The organism is Halorubrum sp. GN11_10-6_MGM, assembly GCF_005435165.1.
Taxonomy (GTDB): domain Archaea; phylum Halobacteriota; class Halobacteria; order Halobacteriales; family Haloferacaceae; genus Halorubrum.
Map to the genome: position 1 here is coordinate 1 of NZ_SGUC01000033.1, position 21874 is coordinate 21874.

Annotated in this window: 19 protein-coding genes and 1 pseudogene; 13 read left to right on the forward strand and 7 right to left on the reverse strand. The window is 69.8% G+C overall.

The features are described 5' to 3' along the window. Both EXE46_RS13445 and aroA read right to left on the reverse strand, forming a co-directional pair. Positions 1–474: arsenical pump-driving ATPase GET3 (locus EXE46_RS13445; protein WP_241981562.1), on the reverse strand; the 474-nt coding region annotated here is incomplete at its 3' end. 450 nt (positions 475–924) lie between these two features. Beyond that, positions 925–2310 carry a 3-phosphoshikimate 1-carboxyvinyltransferase gene (gene aroA / locus EXE46_RS13450; protein ID WP_137688895.1) on the reverse strand — a complete coding sequence of 462 codons (1386 nt, stop codon included), beginning with the start codon at positions 2308–2310 and terminating at the stop codon, positions 925–927. A 192-nt stretch (positions 2311–2502) separates the two neighbouring features. Between aroA and EXE46_RS13455 the strand changes: the two genes are divergently transcribed. Continuing rightward, the gene (locus tag EXE46_RS13455; protein ID WP_137688896.1) at positions 2503–3030 is read left to right on the forward strand and encodes a multiprotein bridging factor aMBF1; all 528 of its coding nucleotides are present in this window, start codon (positions 2503–2505) and stop codon (positions 3028–3030) included. Positions 3031–3080: 50 nt separating this feature from the next. Here EXE46_RS13455 and EXE46_RS13460 read toward each other — a convergent pair whose 3' ends face one another. Together EXE46_RS13460 and EXE46_RS13465 are read right to left on the reverse strand one after the other, a co-directional pair. Next, positions 3081–3491: a disulfide bond formation protein B gene (locus EXE46_RS13460; protein WP_137688897.1), complete on the reverse strand. Its 411-nt coding sequence runs from the start codon at positions 3489–3491 to the stop codon at positions 3081–3083. Next, a complete protein-coding gene (locus EXE46_RS13465) occupies positions 3488–4252 on the reverse strand; it encodes a DICT sensory domain-containing protein (protein WP_137688898.1) in 765 nt (254 codons plus the stop codon). The genes EXE46_RS13460 and EXE46_RS13465 overlap by 4 nt, the downstream gene beginning before the upstream one ends. 143 nt (positions 4253–4395) lie before the next feature. On the opposite strand from EXE46_RS13465, the gene tpiA reads away from it, so the two are divergent. The 11 genes from tpiA to EXE46_RS13520 all read left to right on the forward strand — a co-directional run bounded on the left by tpiA (position 4396) and on the right by EXE46_RS13520 (position 17046). Next, complete coding sequence (gene tpiA, locus EXE46_RS13470; RefSeq protein WP_137688899.1) at positions 4396–5040, forward strand: triose-phosphate isomerase; 645 nt, start codon at positions 4396–4398, stop codon at positions 5038–5040. A 238-nt stretch (positions 5041–5278) separates the two neighbouring features. Continuing rightward, a complete protein-coding gene (gene dnaK / locus EXE46_RS13475; protein WP_199234173.1) occupies positions 5279–7201 on the forward strand; it encodes a molecular chaperone DnaK in 1923 nt (640 codons plus the stop codon). A gap of 83 nt (positions 7202–7284) precedes the next feature. After that, positions 7285–8451, forward strand: a complete 1167-nt coding sequence (gene dnaJ, locus EXE46_RS13480) for a molecular chaperone DnaJ (RefSeq protein WP_137688901.1) — start codon at positions 7285–7287, stop codon at positions 8449–8451. An 85-nt stretch (positions 8452–8536) separates the two neighbouring features. After that, the gene (locus EXE46_RS13485; RefSeq protein ID WP_137688902.1) at positions 8537–8857 is read left to right on the forward strand and encodes a cupin domain-containing protein; all 321 of its coding nucleotides are present in this window, start codon (positions 8537–8539) and stop codon (positions 8855–8857) included. An 83-nt stretch (positions 8858–8940) separates the two neighbouring features. Further along, on the forward strand, positions 8941–9702 hold the full coding sequence (locus EXE46_RS13490) for a hypothetical protein (protein ID WP_137688903.1): 762 nt from the start codon (positions 8941–8943) through the stop codon (positions 9700–9702). A 453-nt stretch (positions 9703–10155) separates the two neighbouring features. Further along, positions 10156–11919: an ABC transporter substrate-binding protein gene (locus tag EXE46_RS13495; protein ID WP_137688920.1), complete on the forward strand. Its 1764-nt coding sequence runs from the start codon at positions 10156–10158 to the stop codon at positions 11917–11919. Positions 11920–12003: 84 nt separating this feature from the next. Continuing rightward, a complete protein-coding gene (locus tag EXE46_RS13500) occupies positions 12004–12957 on the forward strand; it encodes an ABC transporter permease (RefSeq protein ID WP_241981564.1) in 954 nt (317 codons plus the stop codon). Beyond that, positions 12950–14002, forward strand: coding sequence for an ABC transporter permease (locus EXE46_RS13505; protein ID WP_137688904.1), 1053 nt, complete (start codon positions 12950–12952; stop codon positions 14000–14002). Before EXE46_RS13500 ends, EXE46_RS13505 begins: the two co-directional genes overlap by 8 nt. Further along, on the forward strand, positions 14002–15078 hold the full coding sequence (locus tag EXE46_RS13510) for an ABC transporter ATP-binding protein (RefSeq protein ID WP_137688905.1): 1077 nt from the start codon (positions 14002–14004) through the stop codon (positions 15076–15078). The genes EXE46_RS13505 and EXE46_RS13510 overlap by 1 nt, the downstream gene beginning before the upstream one ends. After that, positions 15071–16447 carry an ABC transporter ATP-binding protein gene (locus EXE46_RS13515; protein ID WP_137688906.1) on the forward strand — a complete coding sequence of 459 codons (1377 nt, stop codon included), beginning with the start codon at positions 15071–15073 and terminating at the stop codon, positions 16445–16447. Before EXE46_RS13510 ends, EXE46_RS13515 begins: the two co-directional genes overlap by 8 nt. Positions 16448–16506: 59 nt before the next feature. After that, positions 16507–17046, forward strand: coding sequence for a hypothetical protein (locus EXE46_RS13520; RefSeq protein WP_137688907.1), 540 nt, complete (start codon positions 16507–16509; stop codon positions 17044–17046). A gap of 5 nt (positions 17047–17051) precedes the next feature. Here the strand turns inward: EXE46_RS13520 and EXE46_RS13525 are convergent, their stop codons facing one another. The 3 genes and pseudogenes from EXE46_RS13525 to EXE46_RS13535 all read right to left on the reverse strand — a co-directional run bounded on the left by EXE46_RS13525 (position 17052) and on the right by EXE46_RS13535 (position 20708). After that, complete coding sequence (locus tag EXE46_RS13525; RefSeq protein ID WP_137688922.1) at positions 17052–18356, reverse strand: ABC transporter ATP-binding protein; 1305 nt, start codon at positions 18354–18356, stop codon at positions 17052–17054. Between the two features lie 25 nt (positions 18357–18381). Further along, positions 18382–19503 (reverse strand): annotated as a pseudogene (locus EXE46_RS13530) (ABC transporter ATP-binding protein); the annotation flags it as partial. After that, entirely contained in the window at positions 19503–20708 is a 1206-nt protein-coding gene (locus EXE46_RS13535; protein ID WP_137688908.1) for an ABC transporter permease, read from the reverse strand. The gene EXE46_RS13535 and the pseudogene EXE46_RS13530, both read right to left, overlap by 1 nt. A 198-nt stretch (positions 20709–20906) precedes the next feature. Between EXE46_RS13535 and EXE46_RS13540 the strand changes: the two genes are divergently transcribed. Further along, positions 20907–21845: an ABC transporter permease gene (locus EXE46_RS13540; RefSeq protein WP_137688909.1), complete on the forward strand. Its 939-nt coding sequence runs from the start codon at positions 20907–20909 to the stop codon at positions 21843–21845. The last annotated feature ends 29 nt before the right edge of the window (positions 21846–21874 follow it).

Here is a 21874-nt window from a genome sequence, read left to right on the forward strand (position 1 = left end):
GCCCATCGGTCCCTCGCCGCCCATCCCGCCCATCGCGTCGCCCATCTCGCCGAGCCCGCCGAGCGGGTCGGCGTCGGCGCCGAACATCCCCTCGTCCATCGCGGCGTCGGGATCGATCTCGGCGGCGTACAGCGGCATGTCCTCGCGTATCTGTGCCGGTTCGGCGGGGATATCGGTCTCGTAGGTGTCCGACAGCGAGTGCGCGGGGTCGGTGGAGACGACGAGCGTCCGGACGCCGCCCGCGGCCGAGGCCAGCCCCGCCGCGGCCGCCATCGTCGTCTTCCCGACGCCGCCCTTCCCGCCGTACAGCACGTAGTCCGGCGCGTCGACGCCCGCCGGGAGGTCGGCGAGGTCGTCGTCGACGGTCGGTGTCGCGTCCGCCTCCGCGGGCTCGACGGTGGTGTCGGCCTCGTCGGCGGCTTCGCCTTCGGGCTCGTCGACTCGGTCGACGGGCTCGACGTCGATCTCGTCCATACCGGCGTGTCGTACGGGCGGACACCTGTACCCGTCGGTCTGTTCCACGTGGTCGGATTCGTGAACTCCGCCGCCGGAGCCACGGCCACTCGTTACGACGAGGTCGCTGCCGGCGACATGACCTCCGAAGCCCCAGTCGTTCGGCTAGACGTGGTTGCTTATAAACGGCTGATCGACACTGATACCACCGAAGCCCCAGCCGCGAGGCGGGCGCACGCTCGCTGCGCTCCTCGCTCGCGTTGCTCGCTGCGGTGCTTGCTTCGCCTGCGCCCGCCTCGCGGCTGCCCCTTCGATTCCCGCCCAGTACCGCTCCGCACGGCACCTCACGCCTCCCCAGCCTCGTCAGTCGCCGTCGCTACGCTCCGGCGACTGGCTCCCTCGCGCGTGCGACTCGCGCCCTCCGGGCGCTCGTCGGCACACGCCACCGCACCGCCGTTTACTTATAAATGGTCACTCGATTGCGCCCTCGCGCTCCACGCCCATCCCGAGGTCGGCCATCGCGTCGAAGAAGCCGGGGAACGAGACGTCGACGTGTTCGGCGCCCCGGACGGTCGTCGTCCCCTCGGCGTCGAGCGCGGCGACCGCGAGCGCCATGACGATCCGGTGGTCGTGACGGCCGTCGACTGTGGCTCCCTCGAGGTCGCTCTCGCTCCCGTGGACCGTGAGCACGTCTGGCTCCTCGGTCGTCTCGGCGCCGAGCTTCCCCAGCTCCTCGGCCATCGCGGAGACGCGGTCCGTCTCCTTGTAGCGGACGTGTTCGCAGTTCTCGATCCGGGTGTCGCCGTCCGCGACCGCGCCGAGGGCGGCGATCGTGGGGAGGAGGTCCGGCGTGTCGCCCACGTCGACCGTGACGCCGGAAAGGTCGGCGCGCTCGACCGCGATCTCGCCGGCCTCGCGGTCCCAGTCGACCGGCGCGCCCATCTCCGCGACGATCTCGACGATCGCGGCGTCGCCCTGCGCGCTGGGTCGCGCGCCCTCGATCCGGACCGCCTCGCCGGGCTCGGCCGCGACGGCGCCCGCGCCGAGCAGGTACGAGATGGAGGAGAAGTCGCCGGGGACCGCGTACGTCCCGCCGCTCGGCGCGTACGTCTGCCCGCCCGGGACGGAGAACCCCGCGGCGCCGGCGGCGCCGTCGAGGGGGTCGCCAGCCCCGTCCACCGGCGTCGCCTCGATCCCGAAGTCGGCGAGCAGTTCGAGCGTGATGTCGACGTACGGCGCGGACTTGAGATCGGTCGTGAGCTCGACCTCGACCCCCTCGTCGGTGACCGCGCCCGCCATCAGCAGCGCGGTGACGTACTGCGAGGAGACGTCGCCCGGGATCGCGACCTCGCCGCCGGAGAGCGGGCCGGCGATCACCAGCGGCGCCTGCCCGTTCGACCGCGTCGACTCCGCGCGGACGCCGAGGTCGCTGAGCGCGTCGAGGAGCGGCCCCTGCGGGCGCGAGCGCAGCGACCCGTCGCCGGTGAGGACCGTCGTGCCGTCCGCGAGCGCGGCCGCGGCGGTGACGAGCCGCATCGTCGTCCCCGAGTTCGCGCAGTCGATCACGTCGTCCGGGACGGCCGGGCGGCCGCCGAACCCGTCGACCGCGAGCGCGTCGGCATCGTCGGGAATCTCGACCGCGCGGTCGCCGTTGCCCCCGCTCCCGACGGGTTCGACGCTCCCGCCGAACGCGGTCACGGCGCGGGCCGTCGCCCGCGTATCGGCGGAGACGAGCGGCGATTCGACGGTCGCGCCGTCGCTGTACCCCGCGGCGAGCAGCGCGCGGTGGGTGTAGCTCTTCGACGGCGGCGCGCGGGCGGTCCCTCGGAGGTCCGAGCGCGTGACGTGGGCGTCCATACCCACCCCTGCCCGCCGCGGCGACAAGTCGGTACCGACCGCGGCACGATTGCGGGCGGCGCGACTGCGGTCGGCAGCGCTCGGCGGGCGACGCGACTGCGGTCGGCAGCGCTCGGCGGTCGGCGCGTCCCGCCCCTCCCCCGACGCGGCCGCGGCACACCCTTTATACCATCGGGAGCGCTAGCGTCGCGTATGCCCCAGTGTGAGATGTGCGGCGCCGAGGAGGCCTCGCTGACGACGACGAAGGTCGAAGGCGCCGAACTGGAGCTCTGTAGCTCGTGTACGGACTTCGGCACCGAGGTCCGCGACGAGTCGACGAGCTCCGGCGGCGGCAAGTACTCCACCAGCTCCAGCACCGGGAAGTCGTCCTCGTCGTCCGGCTCCTCGGGTTCGTCGGGCTCCTCGGGGAGTTCGACCCGCCCACGCGACATGTTCGACGACATGGACGAGATCGCCACCGACTACGACGAGCGCATCCGCGAGGCGCGCGAGTCGCGCGGGCTGAGCCAGGAGGAACTGGCCGACCAGCTCAACGAGAAGGCGAGCCTCATCCGCAAGCTCGAACGCGGCGACACGCTCCCGACCGACGACGTCCAGCGCAAGCTCGAACGCGCGCTCGACATCTCGCTGGTCGAGGGCCAGTCGGCCGACGACGCCGACTGGGAGACCAACGACGCGGGGACGATGACCCTCGGCGACGTCGTCAAGCGGAAGGACTGAGCCGGACCGCTCGCTCCGACTGACTTTTTCGCTCCCCGCCGACCGCGCTCTCAGAGGCGTCCACGGAGGCCGACGAGTGCGACCGCGAGCAGTCCGAACGCGACGAGCGAGAGGTTCGGAACCGTGAGCCCGACAAGCGGGCTCTGCCACTGGACGGTCGCGCAGGGCCCGCCGACCGTACACTGCGCCAGCGTCGCTTGGAGGTACGAGTGGTAGGCGGCGAGCGGGAGGCCGACCGCCACGAGCGGCAGCGCGGTGCGCCACACTGCCGGCCGTCGCTCGACGGTCGCGACGCCGAAGACGACGACGAGCGGGTACATGAGGATTCGCTGGTACCAACACAGGTCGCAGGGAACGAGCCCGAGGCCGAGGCTGAACCAGAGGCTCCCCGCGGTCGCGACCGTCGCGACGACCGTCGCGGCCGACAGCCACGCGGTCGCCGGGGACGGGCGCGGGCTCACACCGTCGCGCCGCCGTCGTCCGTCTGCTCCGAGCCGCCGTACCGTTCGGTGAGGTAGTCGATGATGTAGTCGACGGTCTCGGGGTCGTAGCTCCAGAAGCCGAAGAACTCGCCGGGCGCGCGCTCCTCGGCGAGCAGCGCGCACTTCGCCTCGTCGTAGCCGCCCCCGTCGTACGCGACGAACCAGGTCTCGCGGATCTCGGCGGTCTCGCCGACGTGGACGGTGTAGTGTTCGACGTCCGGCGCCTCCCCCTCGTTCGCCGCGTACGCGTGGACGTCGAGCCGCTCCTTCTCGCCGAGCAGGTCGTAGGTGTCCGCCTCGCCGGTGAGCACGTCGAGCGTCTGGAACCCCGCGTGGAGCTCCCCGTCGCCGACCCGCCAGGCGCGGTCCTCGATCTCCCGGGACGCGGCCACCATGTCCTCGCGGGAGTAGGAGGTGAACATGGTCTCGTCGAGGTGGTCCAACACCGGCCGGCCGACGCGGCCGTCGGCGCCCCGCGCGCCGGAGTCGCCGGCGTCCTCCGACTCGTCTCCCCCCGGCGGCGACAACAGCTCCTCGACGGTCACGGCCGTGACGAACTCCCCGTCCCGCGCTAACACCGCGAACTCCTCCGGACCGGAGGCGGTCTGGTCGTCGACGATCCGGACGTTGCGGTCGGCGAAGTACTCCCGGAGTTCGTCGGTCACCGCCGGATCGGCGTTGAACACGGTCAGCGTGGCCTCGTGGGCCTCCACGCCCGCGATGAGCTCGATGAGGGACATCCCTTGTCCGACCCACAGCAGCGGGGTATAAGGTCGTTTCTGCTCTCCGGACCGCGGGCCTCGCGGTTCCGAGGGCCGAGCGGGCGCGGGTGAGAGCGTCGCGAAGCACGAACCTATTTGCGCCGCGCTCCCCGAATGGGCGTATGTTCATTCTGGTGAACCTCAAGGCGTACCCGTGCGATCCGATCGAGGTGGCGACCGCGGCCCGCGACGTCGCCGAGGCGTCCGGCGCGCGAATCGCGGTCTCGCCGCAGGCCGCGGACGTCGCGCGCGTCGCCGAGACCGGCGTCGAAACGTGGGCGCAGCACGTCTCGCCGAACGGGCACGGCTCGCACACCGGGTCGACGCTCGCCGAGGCCGTCGCCGACAACGGCGCGGAGGGCACCCTGATCAACCACTCCGAGAACCGCCTGAAGCTCGCCGACGTCGACGGCTCCGTGCGCGCGGCCGAGCGCGCCGACTTAGAGACTATCGTCTGCGCGAACAACCCCGCGCAGGTCGGCGCCGCCGCCGCGCTCGGCCCCGACGCCGTCGCGGTCGAGCCCCCGGCGCTCATCGGCGGCGACGTCTCCGTCGCCACCGCGGACCCCGGGATCGTCGAGGACGCGGTCGCGGCCGCCGAGGACGTCGACCCCGCGGTCGACGTGTTCTGCGGCGCCGGCGTCTCGACCGGCGAGGACGTCTCGACCGCGGGCGACCTCGGCGCCGCCGGCGTCCTGCTGGCCTCGGGCGTCGCGAAGGCCGACGACCCCGAGGCCGTCCTCGAAGACCTCGTGAGCGGGATCTGAGGCCGGAGTCAGCGGGGGTCCGCGGCCGGCCCCGCGCAGAGAACCCGACTCGCTGAGCGCCCGAACCGAACTCCGACGCGAGCGCGCACCGCCGCTGCGTTTGCGGATCTGTATAAATACATCGATGTGAGCCACTCACACGATCGAGAAAACGCATGACTGCGGCGGGTTCGTTCTCGCGGCCGAGTGGCCGCATCTAGTAACCTTTAACCGAAACAAGCCGCTACCTGTGACCAAGATGGCGAGCAACAAGATTCTCGGTATCGACCTCGGTACCACCAACTCCGCGTTCGCGGTGATGGAGGGCGACGAGCCCGAGATCATCGCCAACGCCGAGGGCGACCGGACGACGCCCTCGGTCGTCGCGTTCGCCGACGACGGCGAGCGCCTCGTCGGCAAGCCGGCGAAGAACCAGGCCGTTCAGAACCCCGACCGCACGATCCAGTCGATCAAGCGGCACATGGGCGACGAGGACTACTCCGTCGAGATCGGCGACGACGAGTACACGCCGGAGCAGGTCTCGGCGATGATCCTCCAGAAGATCAAACGCGACGCCGAGGAGTACCTCGGCGACGACGTCGAGAAGGCGGTGATCACGGTCCCCGCGTACTTCAACGACAAGCAGCGACAGGCGACGAAGGACGCCGGCGAGATCGCCGGCTTCGACGTCGAGCGAATCGTCAACGAGCCGACCGCGGCCTCGATGGCGTACGGGCTCGACGACGAGTCCGACCAGACCGTCCTCGTGTACGACCTCGGCGGCGGCACGTTCGACGTCTCCGTCCTCGATCTCGGCGGCGGCGTCTACGAGGTCGTCGCCACGAACGGGGACAACGACCTCGGCGGCGACGACTGGGACGAGGCGCTCATCGACCACCTCGCCGACGAGTTCCAGAACAACCACGGCATCGACCTCCGCGACGACCGGCAGGCGCTCCAGCGCCTGAAGGACGCGGCCGAGGAGGCGAAGATCGAGCTGTCGAACAAGAAAGAGACGACCGTCAACCTCCCCTTCATCACCGCGACCGACAGCGGGCCGGTCCACCTCGAACAGTCCGTCACCCGCGCGACGTTCGAGAGCCTCACCTCGGATCTCATCGACCGCACCGTCGAGCCGACCGAGCAGGCGCTCGCCGACGCCGACTACTCGAAGGGCGACATCGACGAGGTCATCCTCGTCGGCGGGTCGACCCGGATGCCGCAGGTCCAGGAGAAGGTCGAAGAGCTCGTCGGGCAGGAGCCGAAGAAGAACGTCAACCCCGACGAGGCGGTCGCGCTCGGCGCGGCGGTCCAGGGCGGCGTGCTCTCCGGCGACGTCGACGACATCGTCCTGCTGGACGTCACGCCGCTCTCGCTCGGTATCGAGGTGAAGGGCGGGCTCTTCGAGCGGCTCATCGAGAAGAACACCACGATCCCGACCGAGGAGTCGAAGGTGTTCACCACGGCCGCGGACAACCAGACCTCCGTCAACGTCCGCGTCTTCCAGGGCGAACGCGAGATCGCCGAGGAGAACGAGCTGCTCGGCGCGTTCCAGCTCTCCGGTATCCCGCCGGCGCCGGCCGGAACCCCGCAGATCGAGGTCTCCTTCAACATCGACGAGAACGGTATCGTCAACGTCGAGGCCGAGGATCAGGGCTCGGGCAACGCCGAGTCGATCACCATCGAGGGCGGCGTCGGCCTCTCCGACGAGGAGATCGATCAGATGCAAGAGGAGGCCGAGAAGCACGCCGAGGAGGACGAGGCCCGTCGCGAGCGCATCGAGGCCCGCAACGAGGCCGAGACGACGATCCAGCGCGCGGAGACCCTGCTGGAGGAGAACGAGGAGGAGCTCGACGACGACGAGCTCGTCGCCGACATCGAGGCGGCGATCGAGGACGTCGAGGCGGTCCTCGAGGACGAGGACGCCGAGACCGACGAGATCGAGTCGGCGACCGAGGCGCTCACCGAGGAACTCCAGGAGATCGGCAAGCAGATGTACGAGGGACAGGCCGCACAGGCCGGTCCCGGCGGTGCCGGCGGCGCCGGACCCGGCGGCATGGGCGGGATGGGCGGCGCCGGCGGTCCGGGCGGTGCGGCGGGCCCCGGCGGTGCCGGGCCCGACGCCGACGACGAGGAGTACGTCGACGCCGACTTCGAAGACGTGGACGACGACGAGGAGTAACTCCCTCCGGACTCGGGTTTCGACGCCTCGACCCCGCCGTTTAAAACGACCTGTCTATCAACACCACCCAACGAACGCAACGCATGAGCGAAGACTTCTACGACGTCCTCGGTGTGTCGCGGGACGCCAGCGAGGAGGAGATAAAGAAGGCGTACCGCAAGCAGGCCGCCGAACACCACCCCGACGTCAGCGACGACGAGAACGCCGAGGAGCGGTTCAAGAAGATCCAGAAGGCCAAGGAGGTGCTCACCGACGAGCAGAAGCGCCAGCAGTACGACCAGCTGGGCCACGACCGCTTCACCGAGGCCGACAAGCGCGGCGCGACCGGGGGCGGTGCCGGTCCGGGCGGCGCGGGCGGTCCGTTCGGCGGCGCCGGCGGCGCGAGGGGTGCCGGCGGGTTCGAGGACATCTTCAACCAGTTCTTCGGCGGGGGCGGCGGTCGCGGCGGCGGTGGCGGCGGCAACCGACCGCGGCAGGGCCGCGACCTCAAGACGGGACTGACCATCGACCTCGAAGAGGCGTTCGAGGGCGCGACCAAGGAGGTCACCCTCACGCGACCCACCGCCTGTGCCACCTGCGACGGCGCGGGCCACCCCCCCGACGCCGACGTGGAGACGTGCCCGCAGTGTAACGGACGGGGACAGGTCCAGCAGGTCCAGCAGACGCCGCTCGGGCGCGTCCAGCAGACGTCGACGTGTCCGCGCTGCGAGGGGGAGGGCGAACTGTACAGCGAGGACTGCGCCGACTGCGGCGGCGACGGCGTCGTCCGCGAGGAGGCGACGCTCTCCGTCGAGATTCCGGCGGGGATCCGCTCCGGGCAGAGCCTCCGGATGGAGCGGGAGGGGGCGCCCGGCGAGAACGGCGGTCCGAAGGGCGACCTCCTCATCGAGGTCGACGTCGACATAGGCGACCGGTTCGAGCGCGACGGCGACGACCTCCGCGTCAACGAGGCGATCTCGTTCCCGCAGGCCGTCTTCGGCGACACCGTGGAGGTGGAGACGGTCGACGGGAGCGTCGAGATGGACGTTCCGGCCGGCACCCAGAGCGGCGAGACGTTCCGGCTTCAGGGCAAAGGGATGCCGCGGCTCCGTCGTCGCGGCCGCGGCGACCTCTACGTACAGGTCGGCGTCGTCGTCCCGGACTCCCTCAACGACGAGCAGCGCGAGGCGCTGGAGGCGTTCGCCGAGGCCGGCGGCGAGGACATCGACGTCGGCGGCGGCTTCTTCGAGAAGCTGAAGAGCTCCTTTTGAGGAGGTCGCGGTTCTCCTCCTTGACTCGACGCGCGCACCTTCCGCGGCCCATAGCTTTTCCGTCCGCCGGACCCTCCGCGGAGGCATGGGCTACGACACGACGGCCTACGACGGCGTCGAACCGCGCGCACCCGGGATGTACTTCCTCCGCGACGCGCTCGACTGCGAGAACCTCGGCGTGACCGTCGTCGAGGCCGACGACGGCTGGGAGGGGATGGAACACGACCACGCCGACGGGGACCACGAGGAGGTGTACGTGCTGCTTCACGGGGAGGCGACGCTCACCGTCGACGGCGACGCGGTCGACCTCGCGCCCGGCGACGCCGTCCGGGTCGACCCCGGCTCCACGCGCGACCTCGCCTTCTCGGCCGACGGCTCGAAGATGGTCATCGCCGGCGCGCCCTGAGCCGACTGCGACTCGACGCCCCGTCTCCGAGTCCTTCCGACCGACGCCGCAGCGTTAAGGCTCGCGCGCTCCGAGGAGCGCCCATGGACCTCGTCGGCGACCTGCTCGCTCGCGACCGGCGCACCGGCGACACGGCGCTCGTCACGCCTGACGGACGCGATCGGACCTACCACGACCTGATCACGAACGGGTACAAGGCGGCGAACGTGCTCCGCTACCTCGGCGTTCGCGCGGGCGCGATCGTCGCCGTCGACCCGACGCCAGCCTTTCACACGACGCTCGCGTTCCTCGGCGCCGCCGCCGTCGGCGCGCCGGTCCGGTTCGACCCCGAGGCGGGGATCGACGCCGGCGACCGGGTCGTGCTCGCGCCGCTCCCCGTCGCTGCCGAGCTCGATCCGGCGCCGGGCACGAACCTCGCGGCGTTCGACGGGTCGCCGGAGCGACCCGAGACGACCCACTGGGAGCAGGAGCTGTGGAGCGAGAACCCGGGAACTCCGCCGAGCGAGGTCGGGCCGGACGACGCCGCGATCGTCGGACCGGCCGGTGAGTTCAGCCACCGCGACCTCTGTTCGCTCGCCGCGGCCGCCGTGGAGGCGACCGAAATGACCGCGGAGACGCGCGTCGTCCTCCGCCGACCCTTCTCGGATGTGCCGGCCGTCGCGGCGGGGCTCGTCGCGCCGCTCTCGGTCGGCGCGACGGCCGTCCTCGCCCCGCCGAGCGGCGTGCCCGAGGCGGCCGATGAGTCGGCCGAGCCTCGCGGTGACGTGGCAGTGGCCCCGGCGGAGACGACCGTTCCGGAGCCGCGCCGGATCGACCCGGCGTCTATCGCGCCGACGCCGGATTGAACATCGTTCGACCGTAGTTACCCGGTACGATCGGGACGCGTCCGACGGTCCGGCCGGTTCGAAATATAAATACACTCGTATTCCATAATGATTATTCATTTCTCTTATCAGCATGCCTCCCTTATATTTTGTAAGAAAGGAAACATAGCACGATATATATGGTCGTTTGTCTAATAATATGCTCGAATCTCTTCTGCTCCCCTGTATCGGAACATATTATAACAACCAGTTTTAGATAACGATATGCCAACTCGGCACAACAATCCTGACTCCAATCAAACGATCAATCGGCGGAACGTCATCGTCACCATCGGGTCGGCTGGCGCGGCCGGTCTGGCCGGATGTAGTGGTCAATCTGACGATTCTGACGGCTCTGACGGCTCCGACTCGGAGGGGATGTTCCCGCTCGACGTCCGGCTTGAGACCAACGCGGACAACGACGACCGCGTCCAGCTGCTTGAGCTCATCGCCGAGTCGATGGAGCAGACCGACTACTTCAACGCCACCATCGAGACGTTCGAGTGGAACACGTACGTCGGTCGCGTGCTCGATCCGGAGTACCAAGAGAACGGCTATATCCCGTGTATCGGTCTCTCCGGCACGTTCAACCCCGGGAGCTTCTGTAACGCGCTCCACTACTCCGAAAACGTCGGCGCGTGCTGTAACCTCAACGGGATCAACGACCCCGAGCTCGACGAGATGATCGACGCCGCTCGGTACGGGCCGGAGGTCGCCGCCGACAACGAGCTCCGCGGCGAGCGCTACGACGAGGTCTGGAACTACCTCGCCGAGGAACGGTACAGTTCGATCACCCACTTCGGGCTCGAGACCGCGGTGACCAGCACGGACATCCACGGCTACTCCGTGTACCCGTTCAACGAGGGCGTGATGAGCTACGCCATGTACGCCCCGCAGGACGAGCAGGTCATGTGGATCGACCGCGAGAACGCCGCGACCGAGGGCGACGACGACCTCGCGGACCTCGTCGAGGGCGGCGCGCTCGCCGGCGGACTCGGCGCCAACATCGAGTCGTTCGACCCGCCCCACAGCAGCGACACCACCTCGACGATGGCCCAGAACTTCATCTTCGAGGGGCTCACGACCAGCGACCGGCAGGGGAACGTCTACCCGTGGCTCGCCGAGAGCTACGAGCTGCTGGACGCGACCGAGGTCAGCGAGAGCGACTACGCCGACTACATGAGTACGGTCGGCACCACCGAGGAGGGCGCCATCGACACCGACGAGCAGGTCATCATCCAGCATCCGGAGGACAACCCGGCCGAGGACGACGAAGTCCGCGTGCTGCTGTCCGGCGACGCCGTCGAGGCGGCCGAGGACGGAACCTACGGGATGCACTACCGGTACGACCTCCGCGAGGGGGTTCAGTTCCACAACGGCGACGAGCTCACCGCGTCGGACGTCGTCGCGACCTACGAGTACGCCGAGAACTCCCAGCTCGCGCCCCAGACGTTCGACTCCGTCCTCGCCGTCGTCGAGGAGGACGAGTACACCGTCGACATCTACGCGCAGATCGCCGACGCGGAGGCCGAGCGCCTCCTCCCCTCGCTCCTGATCCTCAACGAGAACCAGATCGCCGAGGTCGAGAAGGGGAGCCTCGACCCGCGTGAGGGCAACGAGCCCGTCGGGACCGGTCCGTACGAGTTCTCCGAGTTCGAGGACGAGCAGTACTTCGAGGTCACCAAGTTCGACGACTACTGGGTCGAGAACGTCGGCGTCTCCGAGGCGTTCGACTGGTTCGACGGCTCTTCGGAGTTCCCCGACGGTCCCGTCATCGACTCCTTCGAGCTCGAGATCGTGCCGGACAACTCCACGCGATCGGCCGCGCTCCAGGAGGGCGAGATCGACCTGACCTACGGGCTCAACACGGGAACCCTCGACGACTTCGACTCCTCCGAGGACTTCATCCTGTACAGCACCGAGGCCGGCGGCTACACCTACATCCAGTACCCGGTGAACGTCGAGCCGTTCGACGACCGCCGGGTCCGGCAGGCGATCAACCATCTCGTGCCGCGCCAGCAGATCGTCGACAACGTCCTGAACGGCTTCGCGAGCCCGGCGTGGACCGACATCCCGTCGCTCGCCCGCGGCTCCGGGACGGCGGACTACGAGGAGCTCGAAGACGAGGTGCGCCCGACCAACGAGTTCGACCCCGAGCGCGCCGTCGAACTGCTCGAGGAAGTCGCCGCGGAGAACTGACGGTCCTCCCACGGACCGCGTTTCACAGCCTACACGCACACCCAATCACTGACAACTGATGGTTACCACCCTACCCACACGACGATGAGTCTCCAACGGTTCATCGTGAAGCGCGCACTGTCGATAATCCCGATCATGTTCGGCGTCTCGGTGATCACGTTCGGGATGTTCCACCTCACGCCCGGCGACCCGGTCTCGCAGCTGGTCGCGTTGAATCCGGACGTCAGCGCCGCCGAGGAGGCGGCGCTCCGGGAGCGGTGGGGACTCGACGGTCCCGTCTGGCAGCAGTACCTCGACTGGATCTCCAACGTCCTCGTGGGCGACTTCGGTCAGGAGCTCCGGACCGGCCGGGAGGTGTCCGACATCGTCTGGCGGCGCCTCCCCGAGACGATCGCGCTCGGCCTGTTCGGCTGGGCCTTCGCGCTGGTCATCGCGATCCCCGCCGGTATCTACGCCGCCGTCAACAAGGGGAAACTCGGCGACACGGTGAGCCGCTTCCTCGCGCTGTCCGGCATTTCGATTCCGAACTTCTGGCTCGGGCTGATGCTGATCCTGATCTTCTCGCTGTACCTCGGGGTGTTCCCGGTGCTCGCGCCGTCCGAGCCCCTGTACCACCCGGATATGCTGTGGTACCTGATCCTTCCGGGGATCACGATCGGGACCGCGTCGGCGGCGAGCATCATGCGCGTCATGCGGACGTCGATGACCGAGGAACTGAACAAAGAGTACGTGACCGCCGCCCGCGCGAAGGGGCTCCCGGAGCGCACGGTCATCCTGAAACACGTGTTGCGGAACTCGCTCATCTCGGTCGTCACCCTCGCGGCGACGCTCACGGCCTCGATCGTCGCCGGCTCCGTCGTCGTGGAGGTCGTCTTCAACTGGCCCGGGCTCGGTCGGGAGTTCATCAACGCGATCAACCAACGCGAGATCAACGTGGTGATGGCGATCACGTTGTTCACGGGCTTTTTCGTGATCCTCGCGAACTTCGTCGCGGACATCGTGTACGCGGCGCTCGATCCAAGAATCCGATATGACTGACGAACGACAGCATCACAGCGAACGCGGTCGCATCCGGGTTTCCGGGTTCGACTCCGAACGCGTCACGCAGCGAGAACCGCTCTCAGACTGGACCGAGGACGGCGGCGGCGAAACCGTCGGCCGCTGGCGGCGCGGCCTCCGGCGGTTCGTCCGAAACCGGGCGGCGATGGGCGCGCTGGTGATCGTCGTCTTGATGGCGCTAGCCGCGTTCTTCGCGCGTCCCATCGAGGTCGCCGGTGTCGTCGTCCAGCCGTTCTCGCTGGCCCCGTACGACCCGACGACGATCCTCTACCTCCAAGACCCCGACGTGAGCGTCTACGACGCGCCGTCGTGGCAGTACCCGATGGGCGTCGACGGCTCCGGGCGAGACCTCTTCTCCCGGATGCTCGTCGGCGGTCGGTACAGCATCTCTATCGGGTTCATCGTGGTCGGGCTGACGGCCTCGTTCGGCCTGATCTACGGCGCCGTCTCCGGCTACTACGGCGGCAACGTCGACGAGGTGATGATGCGGATCGTCGACACGATCTACGCGTTCCCCGGCCTCGTGCTGGCGCTGATCATCATCGCCATCCTCGGCGGCGGCTACTGGCAGCTCGTGTTGGCGTTCAGCCTGTTCGGCTGGGCCGGCTACGGACGACTCGTCCGCGGCGAGGTGTTACAGATCAAAGAGAACGAGTACGTGCTGGCGGCGAAGGCGCTCGGCGCGCGCGACCGGTCGGTCGTGTTCAGACACATCGCGCCGAACGCGATGCCGCCGCTCGTCGTCTTGGCGTCGCTCAACATCGGCAGCGTCGTGATCGGCGTCGCCGCGCTCGGGTTCCTCGGGCTCGGCTTGGAGCCGAGCACGGCCGAGTGGGGGACGATGCTCACCGCGACCCGCGAGACGCTCATTCAGGGGCCCGGCGGACAGATCCCCTGGTGGGCGACCGTGTATCCGGGCGTGGCCATCTTCACCTTCGTGATGGCGATGAACATGATCGGCGACGGGATCAACGACGCGCTCGACGCCCAACAGACCGGCGTCGGCCGCGGGGGTGAAGAGTAGTGGCCCTCCTCGAAGTCAAGGACCTGACGGTCCGGTTTTACACGCAGGAGGGTGTCGTCACCGCCGTCGACGACCTCTCGTACCGCATCGAGAGCGGCGAGAAGTTCGGCGTCGTCGGCGAGAGCGGAGCCGGAAAGAGCGTCACCGCGCTCTCCGTGCTCCGGCTCATCGAGAGTCCCGGCCGGATCGAGAGCGGGGAGATCCTGTTCAAAGGCGAGAACCTCCTCGAGATGTCGGAGTCGGAGATCCGCTCGATCCGCGGCAACGAGATCGCGATGATCTTCCAGGACGCCCAGACCGCACTCAACCCCGTGTACACGGTGGGCGGACAGATCGCCGAGGCGATCGAACACCACCTCGACTACAGCTCCGAGGAGGCGCGCGAGCGGACGATCCAGCTGCTCGACCGCGTGGGTATCCCGGAGGCCGAGGCACGGTTCTCGGACTACCCGCACGAGTTCTCCGGCGGGATGCAACAGCGCGCGATCATCGCGATGGCGCTGTCGTGTGACCCGGACCTGATCGTCGCCGACGAGCCCACGACCGCGCTCGACGTCACCATCGAGGCGCAGATCCTCGACGAGCTCCGCGAGCTCGCCGACGAGTTCGACACGGCGGTCCAGCTCATCACCCACGACCTAGGCGTCATCGCCGAGGTGTGCGACCGCGTGATGGTGATGTACGCCGGCAAGGCGGTCGAGAAGGCCTCCGCCGAGGAGCTCTACTACGACCCGAAACACCCGTACACCGTCGGGCTGATGAGTTCGATCCCGCGGGTCGGCGACGAGCGCGACCGGCTCCAGACGATCCCCGGGACGATGCCCGACCTCGTCGAGCTCCCGTCCGGCTGTAGCTTCCATCCGCGGTGTCCGTTCGCGGAGGAGGCGTGTACCCGCAGCGAGCCGACGCTGACGGACGTCGAGACCGGCCGCGAGGCCGACCTCGACACCGAGCACGCGGCGGCGTGTCTGGAGTACACCGAGGGGCTCTCGCAGGGGCTCACCTACTCCGTCGACGTCGACGGACCGACGGACGACACCGTCGAGCGGTACGTCGGAGGTGGGTCCGATGAGTGAGTCCGAGCCGATCCTCCGCGTCGAGGGGTTAGAGAAGTATTACGAGTCGGCCAGCGGGTTCGTCGACAACCTGCTCGGACGGTCGCAGCCGGTGAAGGCGGTCGACGGCGTCGACCTGACGCTCCACGAGGGCGAGACGCTCGGCGTCGTCGGCGAGTCCGGCTGCGGGAAGACGACGCTCGGCCGCAGCATGCTCCGGCTGATCGAGCCCACCGGCGGCTCCGTCTACTACGAGGGCCGGGACCTCACGGAGCTGTCGAGCTCCGAGCTGCGGTCGCTGCGCACGGACATCCAGTACATCTTCCAAGACCCGTTCTCCAGCCTGAACCCGCGGCTGACGGTCGGCGACATCATCGGGGAGCCGCTCGACATCCACGGCATCGCGGAGGGCGAGGAACGGACCGAACGGATCTACGAGCTGCTAGAGACCGTTGGGCTGAACCCGAGTCACGCGAGCCGGTACCCGCACGAGTTCTCGGGCGGGCAGCGCCAGCGGATCGGGATCGCCCGCGCGCTCGCGGTCGACCCCGAGGTCATCGTCTGCGACGAACCGGTGAGCGCGCTCGACGTGAGCGTCCAGGCGCAGATCCTCAACCTCTTGGAGGACCTCCAAGACGAGTTCGGGCTCTCGTACGTGTTCATTGCGCACGACCTCAGCGTCGTCGAGCACATCTCCGACCGCATCGCCGTGATGTACCTCGGCGAGATCGCTGAGGTCGGTCCGACCCGCGACGTGTTCGAGCCGCCGTACCACCCCTACTCCGAGGCGCTGCTCTCCGCGATCCCGGAGCCCGACCCGCTGTGGGACAGCGATCAGATCTTCCTGTCGGGGACGGTCCCGTCGCCGCTGAACCCGCCGTCCGGCTGTCGGTTCCACACCCGGTGCCCGAAGGTGATCCCCGACGCGGAGTACGACCTCTCGCAGGCGGTCTGGCGCTCGGTGATGGATCTGAAGCTCCGCGCCCGACAGGCGGACACCGTGGGGTCGGTCACCGCCGAGGTCGACGAGGAGATGGACGGCGACCGGACCGACCCCACCGAGGCGCCGCTCGACGTCTTCGACCGCATGGTCCGCGAGGAGTTTGGCCTCCCGGACGAGCTGTCCGACCCGGCGGCGGAGTCGGCGGTGGCCGACGCGATCGCCACCCTTCAGGAGGGTCGGCTCGAGGCGGCCGGGGACGAGCTCGAATCGGCGTTCGTCTCGCCGTGTTCGGAACATCACCCGACGGAGATCGGCGTGGGTGACGACCACGCGATCGCGTGTCTCCGCTACGACGACCGGTTCGACGAGGCGGAAAACGCCTTCCGGTCCGGCGCCGACGCCTCGGCGACCGCCGACGAGCCGGATCGCGGTCAGGCGGACGACTGAGCCGCCGGCGGTTCCGCGCCGTCGGAACGTTTTATTCTCGCCGCCGCGTACTACGGGCAATGCGTCGGATCTACGAGTCGGACGCGCTCCACCGCGACGATGAGGAGGCGCACGCGCCGACCGAGCGGAAGCGAGAGACGCCGCTCCAGTCGCTTCGCTCGGTCCCGTCGTCGACCCTGAGCGATCTCCTCCTGCCGGCGGGGGTTCGACACCGCTTCGTGTCTCTGGAGGTGTCGACGCCGGACCCGGAATACGCCGTCGGCGAGCCGATTCCGTTCACGGTGACGATGCGGAACCGCCTGCCCGTGCCGATCTCGCTCTCGACCGTCTCGCCGCTGTTGTGGGAGTGGTCCGTCGACGGCGACGTCGAGGCGTCGAGCGTCCCGCTGCGGGACCCGCCTGACGAACCCGGCGAGTTCGCGTTCGACCGGGGCGAGCGCAAGGAGTTCCACAGGCGCTGGGACCAGATGTTCCGCGTGGCCGACGCCGAGTGGGAGCCCGCCGACCCCGGCGAGTACGCCATCGGCGCCGCGATCAACACCGCCGACGCCGACGCGAAGGGACTCTCCGCCGAGACGACCGTTCGGATCGTCCGGTGACGCGGCTACTCACTCTCGTCGTCCGCGACCGGTGACGCCGCCGCAGTCGGGTCGTGACGCAGACACGCGACGGTCCCGCCGGTCTCGCGCTCGACCGCGGTCGGCGCCTCCCGCTCACAGACCGTCGGAAACGCGTCGTCGAGCGTCTCCCCGGCCGACTCTCTGTCGCCGTCCGCGAGCGATGCGGCCGCGTCCGCGACAGCCCGCTCGGCGTCGGCGTCCGGCAGCGGTTCCCTCAGTCCGACGGCAGCCCGGACGTCGCTGGGGGTCACGGCATCGTCGTCGTCGCCGTTCCGGCCGCCGTCTCGCGAGCCGTCGCCGACGGCCCCCGGCGGGAGCTCGTCGGCCTCGACCGCGAAGCGGAACGCGGCGACCTCGCGCCACGTCTCGGCCGGGAGGTCGAGGTCGGCCGACGGGATCACGGCCGGGCATCGGGGATGGAACCGACAGCCGGAGGGTGGGTCGCTCGGAGCTGGGACGGTGTCGGTCAGCGGCCGGCCGCGCGTCCGGTCGGTCGGATCGAGCGAGGGGACGGACGACCGCAGGACCCGCGTGTACGGGTGGGCCGGGGACGAGAGTACGTCCTCAGTCGCGCCGCGCTCGACGAACTCACCGAGGTACATCACCGCGACGCGGTCGCAGAACCGTTCGACGACGCCGAGGTCGTGGCTGACGAACAGTATCGCGACGTCGAACTCGCGGCGGATCCGGTCGAGGAGGTCGAGGACGTCGGCGCGCACCCGCGCGTCGAGCGCGCTCGTCGGCTCGTCGGCGACGATCAGGTCCGGGTTGGTCACCAGCGCGCGGGCGATCGAGATCCGCTGTTTCTCTCCGCCAGAGAACTCGTGCGGGTACCGAGCGGCGTCGTCCGCGGCGAGCCCCACCCGTTCGAGGACGTCGGCGACGATCGCCTCCCGCCGCGGCCGACTGTCGATCCCGTGGATCCGGAGCGGCTCCGCGACCGTCTCGCCCACGCGCATCCGCGGATCGAGCGCGTCGTCCGGGTCCTGAACGACGAGCTGGGCGCGCCGCCGGAACGATCGCTCCGCGTCGCCGGACAGCTCCGAGACGAGGGTCCCGTCGAACTCGACGCTCCCGGCGGTCGGCTCCTCTAACCCCAGCAGCGCGTGGGCGACGGTCGTCTTCCCGCTGCCGGACTCGCCGACCAGCCCGAGCGTCTCGCCCCGTTCGAGCGCGAAGCTCACCCCGTCGACGGCGCGGACGCGGCCGACCTCGCGCCGGAGCCAGCCGCGGGTGATCGGGTAGTGTTTCTCCAGGTCGCGGACGACACAGAGGGGTCCGTCGCTCACCCCGGCCGCCGTCGTCGGCTGCCATTCGGTCTCCTTCGCCGTCGGAGCCACCGTTCTCAGTCCGTTCGGTCGCGGCGAGCGACGCCGCGTTCGCGCGGATCTCGCTCGCGTCACCGTCGGGCCCGTAGTGGACGCAGGAGGCGACGTGGCGGTCGGCCTCGAAGCCCACCCCGCGGACCGGTGGCTGATCGCCGCCGGCGCACGCCTCGACGGCGTACGGGCACTCCGCCCGGTACCGACAGCCGTCGGTCGGGACGTCCCCGCGGGCGACGCGCTCGCCGGCGTCGCGATCGCTCGCCGTGTGTCCGTCGCGCCGATCGGTCCCGTGGCTGTCGAACAGCGCTTGGGTGTACGGGTGCGCGGGCTCGGCGAACACCGCTTCGACCGGTCCGCGCTCGACGACGGTCCCGCCGTACATCACGACCACGCGGTCGGCCACGGCGGCGACCACGCGGAGGTCGTGCGTGACGAGCAGCAGTCCGGTCCCGTCGTCGACGAGCTCGCGGAACAGTTCGAGCAGCCGGGCTTGTACCGTGACGTCGACGGCCGTCGTCGGCTCGTCGGCGACGAGGAGCTCCGGATCGGCGGCGAGCGCCGCCGCGAGCGCGACCCGCTGTCGCATCCCGCCGGAGAACTCGTGTGGATGGTCGTCGACCCGCTGGTCCGGCCGCGGGATCCCGACCCGACGGAGGAGTTCGACGGCGCGGTCGCGCGCGTCGTTCCGCGAGACGTCCTCGTGGATCGCGATCGGCTCCGCGACCTGCTCCCCGACGGTGTAGACCGGGTCGAGCGCGCGCGACGGGTTCTGGAACACGTGGCCGATCCGCCGTCCCCTGACTGCCCGCAACTCCCGGTCGGCGAGGCTCGTCAGGTCCCGGCCGTCGAACGTGACGGACCCGCCGACGACCTCGGCGGGCGGTTGCGGGACGATCCCTGTGAGCGACTCGCAGGTGACGCTCTTTCCGCTGCCGGACTCGCCGACGAGACACACCGTCTCGCCGCGGTCGACGTCGAAGCTCACCCCGTCGGCCGCGAACAGCGGGCCCTCGTCGGTGTCGATGCGGGTGCGGAGGTCCCGCACCGCGAGCAGCGCCTCGGCGGGATCGGGCGTCGGCCGGTCGTCGTCTGAGTCGTCGCGCCCTTCCATCAGCGCCCACCTCGCGGATCGAGTGCGTCCCGGATCCCGTCGCCGAGCGTCTTGAGCGCGAACACCGTCGCGGTCAGTGCCAGCGCCGGGAGCGTCGAGACCCACCAGACGTCGGCGGCGGGCACGTCGGCGCGGCTCTGGAGCTGCCCGGCCACCGCGGCGTTGGTCGCCTCGGATATGGTCGACCCCCACGAGTACGTCTCGACGTCGTGGAATCCGAGGAAGGCGATTCCCGCCTCGATCAGGACGAACAGCGCGAGCAACTGAAAGCCGGCCGGGACGAGCGTGTTCGTGCTGTTCGGGAGGACGTGGCGGCGAGCGACGTCCCATTCCGAGGCGCCGAGGCTCCGCGCCACGAGCACGTAACCGTCCTCGCGCCGCTGGATCACCTCGCTGCGGACCAGCCGCGCGATCCCGCCCCAGCTCAGGAGGCCGAACGTCGCGAGCAGCAGGAACAGCGACGGCCCGTAGTACGTGTAGCCGACGAAGTACAGGAGCACCGCCGGGAGGCTCAGCTGGACGTCGACGTACGCGGACAGCAGGTCGTCGACGCGGCCGCCTCGGAACCCGGCGACGACACCCACGGCCGCCGCCAGCGGGACGATAAACGCGGCCGAGATCACGAGGAGATACGTCGCCACGCGCGCCCCTTCGACGAGGAGATACCCCAATGGGTGACCCCGCTCGTTCGTGCCGAGCGGGTACTCCCACGACCCGTGACAGACGCTGTCGAAGGGGCCGCCGGTCACTGTACCCAGACACTCCTGTGGCGGGACGGCGCTCGCGAACCCGACCGGCGGGTGGAAGGCGTGCTGGAACCGGAGGGGCGGGGTCTCCCCGACCACCGGAGCGAAGACGCCGACGACGAGGAGCGCGAGCAGGAACGCGGCGGCCGCCGTCGGGGCGGGACGAGACCGGACCGCGCCGAGCCAGGAGTCCGGCGGGTCCACGCGTCGCGCGAGCGGAACGACCCCGTACGCCGCGAGGAGGACCGCGGCGGCCGCGAACACCCAGTCGATCGGGGCGGGCTGCCACCTCCCGACGAGGAACGGGTCGGCCGAGGTCCGGTGGAACGCGAACAGCCCGGCCACGAGCGTGGCGCCGCCGAGCAGCGTCGCTCGCTCGGGGGTCGCGAGCCCGCGGGACCGCTCGACGTCGTCCCAGTCGATATCCTCGAAGCGGGGAGGGTCGTCGTCCGATCGCATGTGGCGGGGGGGCTACGCTACTGTTCGCCGACCGCAAGTTAAAACCATCCCCGCCGGCCGAGCGTAGTGCCCCGCCGGTGGCTTGATAAGTGTCCGCACGGTGTGTCCCCGCGTGTCGATGCGCTCCGCCCCGTCCCGACCCCCTCCGATCCCCGCGTTTCGGCTCGTCGGTCGTCACCGCCGTCGAGGTGGCCGACGGTGAACCCGCTCCGGATCCTCGCGAAGCGGACCCTCATGGGTCTCGTCACGGCGTGGGTCGTCCTCACTGGCGTGTTCGGGCTGTTCACGCTCACCCAAGACTGGGTGCTTCAGGGGCAGGTCGGGGCCGCTCGGTTCGCCGGCGAGAACGACCCGGAGGCCCTCGCGGAGATCCGTGCGGAGTACTTCGCGGCCCGCGGGCTGGATCGTCCGCTCACGGAGGTGTACGCCGACTATCTCGGGAGAATGGTCACGCTCGACTGGGGGACGTCGGTCGGGGGCGAGGCGGTGTTCCCGCTCGTCACCGACGCGGTCACCCGGACCGCGGCGTACGTCCTCCCGGCGCTCTCGGTCGCCGTCGTCGCCGGCGTGGGGATCGGAACGTACGCGGCGTTACACCCCGAGAGCCGACTGGCGTCCGGCGGCGTCGGCGCGGCCTACCTGCTGTTCGCGCTCCCGAACTTCTGGGTCGGCGGGCTCCTCTACTCGCGGACGCTCGACGAATCGGTCACCCCGTCACCGCTAGTGTACGACCACCTGCTCCCGACCGCGCTCGCCGCCGCGGCGCTGCTCGGTGGCTACGTCAGTTACTCGCGGGCGCACTCGCGGGAGTACGCCAGCGCCGACTTCGTCGCGCTCGTCCGCGCCAAGGGAGCTTCGAACCGCCGGATCGCCGCCCACGTCCTCCGGAACGCGGCGATCCCGTTCTTCTCGATGCTGTTCACCGAAGCGCTCGGACTCCTCGTGCTCGCGACGTTCGTGATCGAGGTGCTGTTCGGGATCGAGGGCTTCGGTCTGTTGCTCCTGAACGCGGTCGCGAGTCGGGACCTCCCGGTGCTGCTCGGGGGGACCGTCGTCGTCATCTGGGTCGGGATCGTCGCGACGGTCCTCCAAGACCTCGCGTACGGCTACCTCGACCCGCGGGTCGATCTCGGCTGACTGCCGACGCCGGTCGCTGCCCGGACCCC

Coding starts and splice junctions, on each gene's coding strand:
- aroA (WP_137688895.1), bottom strand. CDS start 2,310: ATGGACGCCCACGTCACGCGCTCGGACCTCCGAGGGACCGCCCGCGCG.
- EXE46_RS13455 (WP_137688896.1), top strand. CDS start 2,503: ATGCCCCAGTGTGAGATGTGCGGCGCCGAGGAGGCCTCGCTGACGACG.
- EXE46_RS13465 (WP_137688898.1), bottom strand. CDS start 4,252: ATGTCCCTCATCGAGCTCATCGCGGGCGTGGAGGCCCACGAGGCCACG.
- tpiA (WP_137688899.1), top strand. CDS start 4,396: ATGTTCATTCTGGTGAACCTCAAGGCGTACCCGTGCGATCCGATCGAG.
- dnaK (WP_199234173.1), top strand. CDS start 5,279: ATGGCGAGCAACAAGATTCTCGGTATCGACCTCGGTACCACCAACTCC.
- dnaJ (WP_137688901.1), top strand. CDS start 7,285: ATGAGCGAAGACTTCTACGACGTCCTCGGTGTGTCGCGGGACGCCAGC.
- EXE46_RS13485 (WP_137688902.1), top strand. CDS start 8,537: ATGGGCTACGACACGACGGCCTACGACGGCGTCGAACCGCGCGCACCC.
- EXE46_RS13490 (WP_137688903.1), top strand. CDS start 8,941: ATGGACCTCGTCGGCGACCTGCTCGCTCGCGACCGGCGCACCGGCGAC.
- EXE46_RS13500 (WP_241981564.1), top strand. CDS start 12,004: ATGAGTCTCCAACGGTTCATCGTGAAGCGCGCACTGTCGATAATCCCG.
- EXE46_RS13505 (WP_137688904.1), top strand. CDS start 12,950: ATGACTGACGAACGACAGCATCACAGCGAACGCGGTCGCATCCGGGTT.
- EXE46_RS13515 (WP_137688906.1), top strand. CDS start 15,071: ATGAGTGAGTCCGAGCCGATCCTCCGCGTCGAGGGGTTAGAGAAGTAT.
- EXE46_RS13520 (WP_137688907.1), top strand. CDS start 16,507: ATGCGTCGGATCTACGAGTCGGACGCGCTCCACCGCGACGATGAGGAG.
- EXE46_RS13535 (WP_137688908.1), bottom strand. CDS start 20,708: ATGCGATCGGACGACGACCCTCCCCGCTTCGAGGATATCGACTGGGAC.